Here is a 12,961-nt window from a genome sequence, read left to right on the forward strand (position 1 = left end):
TCATAATGGAATTTCGCGCCGCCAGTGGCGGCCGTGCAGGTACTCCAGCGGCTGAAAACTGCGCTTATAGTTCATTTTGCGGCATTCGCGAATCCAGTAGCCGAGATACACGTGGGGGAGATCTCGGCGACGGGCCAGCTCCACCAGGGTCAGCACCGCATAGCTGCCTAGCGAGCGTCGCTCGAAGGCCGGGGCGGGGTCGAAGAAGGTATAGATTGCCGACAGCCCGTGCCCCAGTAGATCGATGGCGGCGACTGCCACCAGTCGCCCCTCGAGGCGAAACTCGAGCAGCCGCGCATAGGGGTGATCGAGGGTCAGAAAGGTACGGTACTGCTCATGGCTGGGCGGGTACATGTCGCCGTCGGCGTGGCGTTCGCGAATGTAGCGCGAATATAGGCCATAGTGCTCGGCATCGAAGCGCGCCGGACGCTCGTGCAGGGTCAGGTCGGCATTGCGCCGCATCAGCTTGCGCTGGCTACGGCTGGGGGTGAAGTCGGCAACCGGGATACGCACCGAGACACAGGCGTTGCAGGCATCGCAGTGGGGTCGATAGAGGTGCCGTCCGCTACGCCGAAAACCCAGCAGAGCCAGCGCATCATAGACGCCCTGGCCGGGTGACTCTTGGGGGTCGAGAAACAGCGTGGTGGCTTCGCGTTTCTCGAGATAGCTGCAGGCATGCGGGACCGTCAGAAAGAAACGCAGATCCCGCGTTGGCTGCCGAGGCGTATTACTGCTCACTGTCGCCCTCTCCTAGCGGGTGAAAGGCCGTTGGGTCGGCCTGTGCATACTGCTCAAGATAGTCGAGGAACGCCGGCCGAGCGATGTCCCGAGCGCCCAGGCTGGCCAGGTGAGCGGTATGCATCTGGCAGTCGATCAATCCGCCACCGCTCGCCTCGAGGCGCCTGGCCAGGGTGACCAGTGCCACCTTCGAGGCATCGCGTTCCCGCGAGAACATCGACTCGCCGAAGAACATCCGGCCGATGGCGACGCCGTAGAGGCCACCGACCAGCGCATCGCCCTGCCATACCTCTACCGAATGGGCGTGGCCGAGGCGGTGCAGTGCCAGATAGGCGTGGCGCATCTCGTCGGTGATCCAGGTGCCTTCGTGTGCGGCGCGGCTCTCGGCGCAAGCGGCGATGACCTCGGTAAAGGCGCGGTCGACGCTGGTCGAGAAGCCGCCGTTGCGTAGCCGCTTGGCCAGGCTGCGACGCACCTTGAGCTCGCTGGGAAACAGCACCATGCGAGGATCGGGGCTCCACCATAGGATCGGCTGGTCGTCGCTGTACCAGGGGAAGATACCGCGGCGGTAGGCTGCCAGCAGCCACGCCGGCGTCAGGGCGCCGCCGGCGGCCAGCAGGCCGTCGGGATCGTCGAGCGCGGTGTCGGTCGGTGGAAACTGAATCGGCGTCGGGGGCAGCCAGGGCAGCATCGGTGAACAGGGTCTGTGTTGGAAGCGGACAACCATTATTGACCATGGCTGGGGCGGGGGTCATCCCCGCGGTGGCGCTGTCGCCGATTCCCTACTGTGATGCAGCGTATTGGCTCGGTATGATGGCGCCATTGCGTGACCATGGACGACGCCGTGACAGGCGTACAAGGGGGAAGGCCGCTTGAGTGTCAAGAAGAGAGCCAGCGGTCGCCGGACTACGGCGACCCAGGCCAGCGGGAGGGCCAGTCAGGCCAAGGACAGGGCGCGCCGCGTCGGTTTGAAATTACAGGGTGCCAGCCGTGAAGGCGTGGTGATCATATTGCTGGCCGGCTGCGTGTTTCTGCTGCTGGCCTTGTTCAGCTACCAGTCCGGCGATCCGGGGTGGTCGCACAGCGGCCCGGAAACCGCGGTTGGCAACTGGATGGGGCCGGTCGGCGCCTGGCTGTCCGACGTGTTGTATTCGCTGTTCGGCGCCAGCGCGCTGTGGTGGCCGGGCATGCTGGGCTTCGCCGCCTGGTGGCTGGTTCGCTCGCGCCAGGTACGCTTCGAGTGGGACACCACCGCGTTGGCGGTCAAGGCTGCTGGCCTGGTGCTGCTGCTGCTGGGCACCACGACGCTGGGGGCGCTGCATTTTTACAGCCCCTACAGCGGCCTGCCCTACGCCTCGGGGGGGATTCTCGGCGAGGGGTTGGTCGCTGGACTCTATCCGCTGGTCGGCGCACACGGCACGACGTTACTGGCGATGGTCGCGATCCTCTGCGGCTTTCCGCTGTTTACCGGCCTCTCCTGGCTGACGGTGATGGACGAGCTGGGCCGCCAGCTGTTTCGACTCATCGGCTGGGTCTGGAGCCAGCTGGGCGGCGCCAAGGATCACTGGCTGGTGCGCCGCGAGCAGGCCCGTGATGCCAAGCGCAGCGATGAAGAGGCCAAGTCCGATGTTGACGTCGATGAAACCGACGACGCGCCGGTGCGCCGCTGGTGGCAGCGCCTGCTGCCCGGGCGAGGTGGTGACAGCATGCCCGAGGTGACATCAGATGCGGCGCCCTCACGCGACGAGACGCGCCGTGAGCCGGGCTTTGGCGACGACGGCAAGACCGATATTCCCTGGGAAGTGCCGGCGCATACCCCCTCGGCCAAGCGCCCTGAGGCGGCTTACAGCACTCAGGTGGCGGCGGCTCCCCATCAGGCTGCCTGGACCGGCACGGCCTCTGCCGCTAGCGCTGCGGCCAGCGAGACGCCGCTGCGCCCGGACACCGATGAGCCCTCCTGGGCGGGCATGTCGCTGAGCGCTCAGCGCGATGATGCGCCCAGCCCCGCCGTGTCCGAGCCGGCGCCTCCCGAGCCGCCGCCCAGTGCTGATGACGAGCAGGACGCTGACGACGATAGGCCGGCGCAGGGTTGGGCTTCATCGGGCTCGTCACCGCACTCGCCTGCACGTAGCGACAAGCGCGAGCCCAGCCTGGTCAGTTGGCGCGACGCCGATTGGGACGACGACGCCGACGAGCCGCGTCTGTCATGGTCCGATCTTGACCAGCCTGGCGAAGCGCCGCGCGTCAGCGACGCTGTGGATGATGTGGCAGATGCCGATGAAACGTCGCCGGGCGTCGAGCCCCAGCCGGCTCCCGAGCCAGAGCGCCCCCCGGTCGAGGCGCCGCGGGTGGCCAGTGCCGAACAGGGCCGTGCGGCGGCTGACGAACCCAGTGGGCCGGCGCTGTGGACCGTGGAGCACTTGCAGAACCAGCGCCCGCAGTTCAGCGAGGTCACCGAGCCCGACGGCGAGCTGCCCAGCCTGCGGCTGCTGACGCCGCCGGAGCCGCATCAGCCCAACTACACCCAGGAGCAGCTGGCGAGCATGGCCGAGCTGCTCGAGACGCGGCTGCGTGAGTACGGGGTCAAGGCCGAGGTGGTGGAAACCTGGCCGGGGCCGGTAATCACGCGCTTCGAGATCAAGCCCGCCGCCGGGGTCAAGGTCTCCAAGATCAGCAATCTGGCCAAGGACCTGGCGCGCTCGCTGATGGTCAAGAGCGTGCGAGTGGTGGAGATCATCCCCGGCAAGCCGACCGTGGGCATCGAGATCCCCAACCCCAAGCGCGCCATGATCCGCCTGCGCGAGGTGATCGACTCCGACCGCTACCAGCATGAGGCCTCGGCGCTGACCCTGGCACTGGGTCAGGACATCGGCGGTGCACCGGTGGTGGCCAACCTCGGCAAGATGCCGCACCTGCTGGTAGCCGGCACCACCGGCTCGGGCAAGTCGGTGGGGGTCAACGCGATGTTGATCTCGATGCTGCTCAAGGGCACCCCCGACGAGGTGCGCATGATCATGGTCGATCCCAAGATGCTCGAGCTGTCGGTCTACGACGGCATTCCGCACTTGTTGGCGCCGGTGGTCACTGACATGAAGGAGGCCGCCAACGCGCTGCGCTGGTGTGTGGCCGAAATGGAGCGCCGCTACAAGCTGATGGCGGCCATGGGGGTGCGCAATATCGCCGGCTTCAACGCCAAGCTAGACGAGGCCGAGCGCGCCGGTGCCCAGGTCGCCGACCCGCTGTGGGAGCCGCAGCCGTGGCAGATGCACGAGACGCCGCCGGTGCTCGAGAAGCTGCCCTACATCGTGGTAGTGATCGACGAGTTCGCCGACATGTTCATGATCGTCGGCAAAAAGGTCGAAGAGCTTATCGCGCGGCTGGCGCAGAAGGCGCGGGCCGCCGGCATCCACTTGATTCTGGCCACCCAGCGCCCCTCGGTGGACGTGGTCACTGGCCTGATCAAGGCCAACATACCCACCCGCATGGCGTTCCAGGTGTCCTCCCGGGTCGATTCGCGCACCATCCTCGACCAGGGCGGTGCCGAGAACCTGCTGGGGCATGGTGACATGCTTTACCTGCCGGCCGGCTCAGGCCTGCCGACCCGGGTGCACGGGGCCTTCGTCGACGATGATGAGGTACACCGTATCGTCGAGGACTGGAAACGCCGCGGCGAGCCCGAATACATCGAGGAGATCCTCTCCGGTGGTGTGTCCGCCGATGCCTTGACCGGGCTCGAGGCCGAGGGCGGCGGCGACGGTGACGATGCCGAGCAGGACGCTCTCTACGACGAGGCGGTGATGTTCGTCACCGAGTCGCGCCGGGCCTCGATCTCGGCAGTGCAGCGGCGCTTCAAGATCGGCTACAACCGCGCTGCGCGGCTGGTCGAGGCGATGGAGTCGGCCGGGGTGGTGTCGTCGATGGGCAGTAACGGCAGCCGCGAGGTGCTGGCCGGCCCGCCCGCCGGTGACTGAGGAAAGCATGCAGCAATCATGGAAGCGCTGGCCGTCGTGCAACGCTCGCAACGCCGCGCTGTCCATGAGTCGGGAATACAACATCGCCGCGCTCTGAAGGTTCGGCGTAAGGGAGTGAGAATGAAACTGAAGACATCGCTGCTGGCCCTGTCGCTGACGGCTGCCATGCCCCTCACCGCACTGGCCGACGATGGCGCCGAGCGCCTCACCGACCTGCTCGATTCGTTGGAAACCTATACGGCCGACTTCGAGCAGCAGATCCTCGATGGCAGCGGTCAGCGCCTCCAGGAAGCGCGCGGTCAGATGTGGCTGTCGCGTCCCGGCAAGTTCCGCTGGGAAGTGGACGCGCCCTATCGCCAGGAAGTGGTGTCAGATGGTGATGAGGTCTTCCTGCATGATCCGGACCTCGAGCAGGTCACGGTGCAGGCGCTGGATACCCGCGTCACCCATACGCCGGCACTGCTGCTCTCGGGCAGCGCCGCCCAGCTGACCGACAGCTATGAGGTGAGCCACCAGCAGCAGGGTGATACCGAGACCTTTACGCTGGTGCCGCGCGGCGCCGATACGCTGTTCGAGGAGCTCAAGATGACCTTCTACGGCGAGCGCTTCGGTGCCCTGCAGATGAACGACAGCACCGGTCAGCGCACCGCCATCGAGTTCAGCAATATCGAGGTCAACGGCAGCATCGATGAGGCCCACTTCGTATTCGAGATCCCCGATAATGTTGATGTGATCCGCGACGATCACTGACCGCGCCAAGCTATAAGCGCCTAGCGCCCAGCAAGTCAGCAAGCCCCCGCCGGAGCGAATTCGGCGGGGGCTTGCTGGTTCTCATCAGCTGTCCTTCTGAATTTTTTGTAAGTTATTTCCTACATCGCGCTAGGAAAACGCCCACAGATACCCGCCGCTGGGATTAGTATCCTTGCCGCACCAAAATTTCTGCTTCTCTAATAAATCCATCCTAGTGGCATGTTCCAGACGCAGGGAGGCGTGATGGCCAGCGCGAGCGGATTACACTTCACCTTGAGCCTGCCCGGCGCCGAGGACGTGGCGGTGATCGACTTCACCCATCGTGAGCGGCTCTCCGCGCCCTTCGCGCTCAGCGTACGCTTTGCCAGCCGCGACAGCGGCCTCTCTGCCAGTGATATCCTCGACCGCGAGGCGACCCTGACGATCTGGCAGGACGGCGAGGCCCTGCGCCTGATCAATGGCGTGGTCAGCGAGTTCGGCCGCGGCGATCGCGGCCACCGCCGCACCTTCTACCACGTCGAGATCCGCCCCGCGCTATGGCGCCTCGGGCTGCGCCACAATTCGCGCATCTTCCAGGACGTCTCGCCGCTCACCGTGCTCAATACCCTGTGCGACGAGCACGGCATCGCCGATATCGCCTTCGCCGCCACCCGGGAACCCGAGGTGCGCGAGTACCTGACCCAATACCGCGAGACCGATCTCGCCTTCGTCCAGCGCCTGGCGGCCGAAGAGGGGCTGTTCTATTACCACGAGGTTGCTGCGGCAGGCGACGATAGCGATGACGAGGCGCCGAGTGCCGCTCACCGCCTGGTGTGCGCCGACGCGCCCCAGGTGCTGCCCCATTTGGGCGAGCGCCGCTACCACAGCCGCGCCGGCGGCACGCCGCAGCAGCGCCATGTGCGCAAGCTCAAGCAGGTTGCCCGCATCGCCCCGGCCAGCGCCACCCTCAAGGACTACTCCTTCAAGAACCCGAGCTACGCCCAGCTTCACGAGCAGGCGGCCGGTGGCCTCGAGGAACACGCCCAGCGAGACGACTACGAGCACTACGACTACCCTGGGCGCTACAAGGCCGACGCCTCCGGCGAGCCCTTTACCCAGATACGCCTCGAGGCGCTGCGCCAGGACGCCAGCACCGCCGACGCCGAGAGCGACCTGCCCGAGCTCGCCCCGGGCGTACGCTTCACCCTCAGCGACCACGATCTCGACGCACTCAACCGCGACTGGCAGGTGATCGGCGTGGTGCATCACGGCGAGCAGCCCCAGGCCCTGGAGGAGGACGGCGTCACCCAGTCGGATAGTGCCGGCATGACCCGCTACCACAATGACCTGCTCCTGATGCCCGCCGACCAGGCCTGGCGGCCCATGCCCAACCCCCGGCCCCGGGTCGACGGCCCCCAGGTCGCCTTCGTGGTCGGCCCCGAGGGCGAAGAGATCCACTGCGACGAACACGGCCGGGTCAAGGTACAGTTCCCCTGGGACCGCTACGCCGAACCCAATGAAACGGCGAGCGCCTGGATCCGCGTCGCCCAGGGCTGGGCCGGCGGCGGCTACGGTAGCATCGCCATCCCGCGCATCGGCCACGAGGTAATAATCAGCTACCTGGAGGGCGATCCGGACCAGCCGCTGATCACCGGGCGCACCTACCACGCGGTCAACACCCCGCCCTATGCGCTGCCCGAGCACAAGACGCGCACCGTGATCCGCACCCAGAGCCACCAGGGCGACGGCTTCAACGAGCTGCGCTTCGAAGACCAGGCCGACCAGGAGCAGATCTGGCTCCATGCCCAGAAGGACCTGGAACTGCTCACCAACCACGACCGCAGCGAAGAGATCGGCAACGACAGCCATCTCACGGTCCGCCACGACCGCATCAGCGAGATCGACAACGACGACCACCTCACCGTGCACGGCAGCCGCCACTCCCAGGTCGACGGCGACGACCACCTGATCGTCGACGCCACCCGCCACGAGAAATATGGCCGCGCCCAGCTCATCGAGGCAGGGCAAGAAGTGCACCACAAGGCTGGCAGCAAGACCGTCATCGACGCCGGCGCCGAAATCACCCTCAAGGCCGGCGGCAGCGTTATCAAGCTCGACCCCAGTGGCGTCACCATCGTCGGCGGCCAGGTCAAGATCAACTCCGGTGGCAGCCCGGGCGTAGGCAGCGGGCAGGCGGTGCAGAGGCCAGTATTGCCAGGGAGGGCGGTTGCGGAGGCGCATCAGCGTATTGAGGGCGTCACGCATGAGGCCCGGCTTACCACGCACCTCAAGTTGCCGGACATCTGCGAGGAGTGCTGGCGGGAAGCGTTGGCCTCGGGGCAAACGATGGTACAGGCGGGGAAATAGCATATGGCTGAGGTCGCAACGATACCCGTCGACTGGCAATGGGCCCCTCGGCCAGCGGAAGAGGCACCCAGACGCATCGTACTGATCGAATTGGGGCTTCTCGATCCGGCTACGCGCACCGCGCTGTTCGAGACGCCAGGCATCACGGCCTGGCCTTTGCTGCAGGATGACGAGCAACCCCACCTGACGGCGGAAGGCCCCTGGCTATTCGAGGTAACACCCGCGTCGATGAGCCAGCTGGCGGTAGAGGATGCGCTTGGCGGCGGCCTGCATGCCTGGCTGGAGAGCCGTGTGGATATCTCTCGTCTGGCCAGTCAGCTGGCTCCCGCTATGGTGGCGTATCCGGTTGGTGAGCCGCCGGCACTATTGAGATTCTATTTGCCCCAGGTCATCCGGCAATTGCATGCCGAGACCCACGCCGATTGGCACTACTCCCTCTTCGGTGGCATCGAGCAGTGGTGGTGGCCAGCAGATGATTCGAGCTGGCAGCCGCTAGGCGCCATGCCCGAGCAAGTGTCTCTGGAATCCCCTTGGAAGCTGACCTTATCCACTGAACTGTACCAGGCGCTGCAAGGCGATCCGGAGGTGCGCACCGCGACTCGTGTGCTCACCCAGCAGTACCCGGAGCTCTTTGCCGGCGTGTGCGCCTGCGCTCGTTCGCAGCGAGTCGAAGCCGCACTCTTGGCCGCGACCGAGGCGGGCCTGGTTCAACGCGGCGAGCGCTTGGCCTATGTATATCGCCGCTTACTGGCCGAAAACCAGGAGCGATAAATGCTGGTGAGATGGATCTGGAACTGGCTGTTCAACCAAATCTGGTACGGCCTGCCCAAGGGGGCGCACTGGGGGCTGGGTGCGCTATTTGTCGGTTATTTTGTGTGGCTGTTCTTTATGCCCAGCCTGCACCCCATGCCTACGGATACCTCGATCCGTGGACATAGCCATATCGACCGTCCTGTTCATCGTTTCTGGGTCAATGAGCGGGGTGGGGGTAATCTTGGGGCTTATGGGGGGGGGAGCACAGTATGCTGCCAGCGTATCAGCGGCGATACCGCCGAAGTGGAGTGGATATATGGGCGAACCGTCGAGGAGTTCGAACGTGGCGATGAACCCGAAAGACACCGTGTGACACTACCCATGCCGGAGCGTACGCGGGAGGATCGCTATCTGCACGTGCACTTCTTGCCCAATCACGAGGTCAAGCTGGGCTGGAGCCCGGACCTGATGTCGCCTTATGCCCATTTGCCGAAGCGCCCGGACGTGGCCCGTTATCAGGAGCGATAAATGCTGGTGAGATGGATCTGGAACTGGCTGTTCAACCAAATCTGGTACGGCCTGCCCAAGGGGGCGCGCTGGGGGCTGGGTGCGCTATTTGTCGGCTATTTCGTGTGGCTGTTCTTCTTGCCCAATCTGAACCCCAGCTCGACTAGTGCGTCTATCATAGGCCACAACCATATGGAAAGGCGAATTCATAGCTTTCGAGTTAACGAGGCCGCTGGTGGAGACTTGGGGCCTAATAGTGGAGGAGGAAGCATTGTCTGCTGCCAGAGAGTTGGTGGAAAAACTGCTGAAGTGACTTGGACATACAGTAGAACAGTAGCGGAGTTTGAACGAGGGGACAATCCAATATCTCGCACAGTAACTCTACCTATGCCTGAACGTGGTCGTCACGAACAATACCTGCATGTGCATATCTTATCGGATGACGAAGTAAAATTAGGATGGAGCCAAGACTTGGACTCACCCTATGCTGAAATCCCATATGCCTCCGCAAAAGGGGAAGCTCAATGACAGAGCAAGAAATCTTAGCTAACTGTGAAGCATTGCAAGCGATAAATGAAGACCTTGCTCAGCTAAGCAGTCTTGCCTGTCAAAGCACATTGGAAGTCGGTATTTTTTTCGATGGTATAGGGCGAAATCTTGATCATGATGAGTCAGAAGGACGCCTTAGTAATATTGCACGATTGCATCGAGCATTTTCTGGCCCCGAGTATGATGGAGCGGGTAAGCGATATCGCAAAGTCTATCTTCCCGGCTTGGGCACACCGCTGGAAACCGAAGCGTCCGAGAGCCTGGCTGCGGTGGGGCGAATGGCGCCCGGCGAGGCACGTAGCACCATCGAGGGGCACCTGAGCGGTAGCGCCCGTCAGACCGTAGGGCGTGGGCTGCTGGAAGAGAGCGGGCGTGCCTGGTGGGAGACCTCCCGGCGTACCCTGGTTCAGCAGTTCAGCTCGCCCAAGGGCTGGGTTAAGGCACCTCGCGATGCTCTCGCCCGGATTGGCGTCGAGTCCTGGCCGCGGCAGCGTGATAGGCCGCTGATGGCGCATCTGCTGACCAGCGGCGCGGCCTCGCGGCTAACCAAGGCGATGAGCGACTTCGAGCGTCTGGTGGCTCAGGCGAATTCGGCCGAAATGCCGCTGCGCACCATTCGCGTCTCGGTGTTTGGCTTCGATTTCGGTGCAGCCCTGGCCAAGGCCTTTATCCGTGAATTGCTCGACAAGAGATGCGAACGCCAGGGCGACACTTACCGTTACCAGGACGCCGAAGTGGTGGTTGCCTTTGCCGGGTTGTTCGACTGCGTGCATCGCACTCACCCCGACATGGGGCCGCTGGAAGCCCTGACACCGACCGTCACGGAAATCGATGACGGTGGTCCATTGCATCCCGCCTGCCGCCGTGCCGTGCACCTGATCGCCGCCCACGAGCGGCGGATCACCCGTCGCTGCCGCCCGCTTGGCGGGCAGCGGGCCAACTGGCGCGAGGAGCTGCTGCCGGGCATCAGCGAGGATGTTGGTGGAGGCCTCAAGCCCGGCGAGCAGAAGATCAGCGCCGAGCTGTCGCGCTATGCGTTGCACCGAATGTACCGTATGGCGCATCGAGCTGGTGTTCCGGTGCCCAGCCTGGAACAACTCTACCAACGCAACCCTGATGTGGCGGCTTATTTCATGGTTGATGACGAGATCGATGGTCATACGCTGCCTGCGCTGGCGGCGGTCTACGCCGAAGCGACCCGCAAACACCGGCAGCCCAACGCCGAGAGCTTCCTCTTTCATGCCGAGCTATACCTGTCATGGCTGGCCAAGCGCTACCTGATCTACCGAGACACCAGGGCCGCGCTGGAGGCCCGCCTCGACGCGCTGCCGGAGCGTACCCCAGGCGGTGTGCTGGGCGTACCTGCGGCCTCGTTGACCCGGCCGGCCGAGTGGGAGGATATCGTTGCCACTGCCGAGGAGATCGAGCAGGCACTGGCGGAGTTGGAGGTGCGGTGGGGTTGGCTGAAAGAGGTCGACCGGGAGGCCCGGAACATCAATGCCCAGCATCTGACAGCGAACAATGAGATTGGCGGCTATGCTCGGCGACACCTGGCAACGGAAGGCAAGCTCGCCGAGGTGTGGATGGCCTGGGTCGGCAGCGAGTCGGCGCGCAATGCGCTCGAGGAAACCTTCACGCGAAATAGTTCAGTCGCATACCTGTTCCGCTATGGCATTCATGATCGCCATGCCGACGATCAGGAGCTGCAATTCCAGGCCGGGGGTGCCAATGCCAGTGTGGGTAGCCGGCATTACCACTTCTTCGCCTGGCGTGGTGTGGACATGCCCGGCGAGGAGCCACCGGAGCGCCCCGCCCAGCACCCTAGGGAGAGGATGGAGCGCTGGACCATGCGTTGAAGGACGCTGCCCGCTGACTTCATTGTTCTTCGGTGCCGGTATGTCAGCGCTGATCGTATTTGCGGTCAGGCCGCTTTCGTCTCTACTGCCTTACTCGTTCTGGTCGGCCTCGGCGTCGAGCTCGGCGCGCCACGCCATGATCTGCTTGAAGCGCGCCTCCTGGCCGTAGTCGCTGGGTTGGTACAGGCTCGCCTGGGGCAGCCCCTCGGGCCAGCAGTCGTGACGGCGGCCGGCGGGGTAGCCGTGCGGCTCATGGTGGGCGTAGCGGTAGCCGTCGCCGTGGCCGAGCTCCTTCATCAGCTTGGTAGGGGCGTTGCGCAGGTAGACGGGAACCTCGAGGGTGGGGTGCTGGGCGGCGTGAGCCTTGGCCTGCTTCCAGGCCTGGTCGATGGCATTGCTCTTGGGCGCCACCGCGAGATGGATGGCGGCGTGGGCAATCGCGCGCTGGCCCTCGTAGTCGCCGAGGCGCAGATAGGCATCCCAGGCCGCCATCACCAGCGGCAGCGCGCGGGGGTCGGCGTTGCCGACGTCCTCAGAGGCGATCGCCGCCAGCCGGCGGACGACATCGAGGGGATCGCCCCCGCCTTGCATGAACTGCGCCATGTACAGCAGCGCGGCATCGACCCGCGACGAGCGTACCGACTTGTGGATCGCCGAGAGCAGGTCATAGTAATGGTCGCCCTGCTTGTCGAAGGCGCTGGCCTGGTGGCCGAGCACGTCGTCCAGCGCCTCGGCTTGCAGGCGTTCGCCGTTGCCTTCGGGGACACAGAAATCGCAGGCGGTCTCGAGCAGGCCCAGTGCGCGGCGAGCGTCACCGCCGGCGGCGCGCGCCAGCATGCCGAGCACGCCATCATCGACGCGAATGCGACGTTGGCCGAGGCCGCGTTCAGCGTCCTCGAGCGCCTGGCGCAGCACGGCCAGCAGCTCGTCCTCGGTGAGCGTCTTGAGCACATAGACCCGCGCCCGCGAGAGCAGAGCAGAATTGACCTCGAAGGAGGGATTCTCCGTGGTGGCGCCGATCAGCGTCAGCAGCCCGGATTCGACATGGGGTAGCAGGGCGTCCTGCTGGCTCTTGTTGAGACGGTGAATCTCATCGAGAAAGAGCAGGGTCTGCCCCTGAGATAGCCGCGCGCGCTCCACCGCGGCGCGGATGTCCTTGACCCCGGCCATCACCGCCGAGAGCTGCTCGAGCTGGGCGCCAGATTCGTTGGCAAGAATTTCTGCCAGGGTGGTCTTGCCCACGCCGGGTGGGCCCCACAGGATCATCGAACGCACGCTGGCGCTCTCCGCCATGCGTCGCAGCGGCTTGTCCGGGCCGACCAGCGCCTGCTGGCCGATGTACTCGGCCAGGTGTCGCGGGCGCATGCGGTAGGCCAGCGGGGCACCGGCGTTGGCATGTGTCTGGCTGAACAGGTCCATGGTTTCCTCAGTATCCTTCATATGCGACGTTTGGCGACAGGCAGTATGGCGCCAGAGTCACTAGGGTTAAAC

Annotated in this window: 10 protein-coding genes; 7 read left to right on the top strand and 3 right to left on the bottom strand. The window is 64.8% G+C overall.

All coding sequences use genetic code 11. The features are described from left to right. Window positions 1–738 (bottom strand): arginyltransferase, encoded by a 738-nt coding sequence (locus BLT16_RS06505; RefSeq protein WP_089657727.1) that lies wholly within the window; start codon window positions 736–738, stop codon window positions 1–3. Beyond that, the gene (gene aat / locus BLT16_RS06510) at window positions 728–1,429 is read right to left on the bottom strand and encodes a leucyl/phenylalanyl-tRNA--protein transferase (RefSeq protein ID WP_089657728.1); all 702 of its coding nucleotides are present in this window, start codon (window positions 1,427–1,429) and stop codon (window positions 728–730) included. The genes BLT16_RS06505 and aat overlap by 11 nt, the downstream gene beginning before the upstream one ends. A gap of 181 nt (window positions 1,430–1,610) precedes the next feature. Between aat and BLT16_RS06515 the strand changes: the two genes are divergently transcribed. The 7 genes from BLT16_RS06515 to BLT16_RS06545 all read left to right on the top strand — a co-directional run bounded on the left by BLT16_RS06515 (window position 1,611) and on the right by BLT16_RS06545 (window position 11,470). Next, entirely contained in the window at window positions 1,611–4,709 is a 3,099-nt protein-coding gene (locus BLT16_RS06515; protein ID WP_089657729.1) for a DNA translocase FtsK, read from the top strand. A 120-nt stretch (window positions 4,710–4,829) separates the two neighbouring features. After that, entirely contained in the window at window positions 4,830–5,459 is a 630-nt protein-coding gene (lolA, locus tag BLT16_RS06520; RefSeq protein WP_089657730.1) for an outer membrane lipoprotein periplasmic chaperone LolA, read from the top strand. 243 nt (window positions 5,460–5,702) lie between these two features. Next, window positions 5,703–7,805, top strand: coding sequence for a type VI secretion system Vgr family protein (locus BLT16_RS06525; protein WP_089657731.1), 2,103 nt, complete (start codon window positions 5,703–5,705; stop codon window positions 7,803–7,805). 3 nt (window positions 7,806–7,808) lie between these two features. Beyond that, complete coding sequence (locus BLT16_RS06530; RefSeq protein WP_089657732.1) at window positions 7,809–8,576, top strand: DUF4123 domain-containing protein; 768 nt, start codon at window positions 7,809–7,811, stop codon at window positions 8,574–8,576. After that, window positions 8,577–9,086, top strand: coding sequence for a DUF3304 domain-containing protein (locus tag BLT16_RS06535; RefSeq protein ID WP_089657733.1), 510 nt, complete (start codon window positions 8,577–8,579; stop codon window positions 9,084–9,086). Next, window positions 9,087–9,593 carry a DUF3304 domain-containing protein gene (locus BLT16_RS06540; protein ID WP_089657734.1) on the top strand — a complete coding sequence of 169 codons (507 nt, stop codon included), beginning with the start codon at window positions 9,087–9,089 and terminating at the stop codon, window positions 9,591–9,593. Window positions 9,594–9,838: 245 nt separating this feature from the next. Then, a complete protein-coding gene (locus tag BLT16_RS06545) occupies window positions 9,839–11,470 on the top strand; it encodes a phospholipase effector Tle1 domain-containing protein (RefSeq protein WP_340148249.1) in 1,632 nt (543 codons plus the stop codon). Between the two features lie 90 nt (window positions 11,471–11,560). Here BLT16_RS06545 and BLT16_RS06550 read toward each other — a convergent pair whose 3' ends face one another. Beyond that, window positions 11,561–12,889 carry a replication-associated recombination protein A gene (locus BLT16_RS06550; RefSeq protein WP_089657736.1) on the bottom strand — a complete coding sequence of 443 codons (1,329 nt, stop codon included), beginning with the start codon at window positions 12,887–12,889 and terminating at the stop codon, window positions 11,561–11,563. Window positions 12,890–12,961: the final 72 nt, after the last annotated feature.

Origin of the sequence: Franzmannia pantelleriensis, assembly GCF_900102875.1 — a bacterium.
Taxonomy (GTDB): Bacteria; Pseudomonadota; Gammaproteobacteria; order Pseudomonadales; family Halomonadaceae; genus Franzmannia; species Franzmannia pantelleriensis.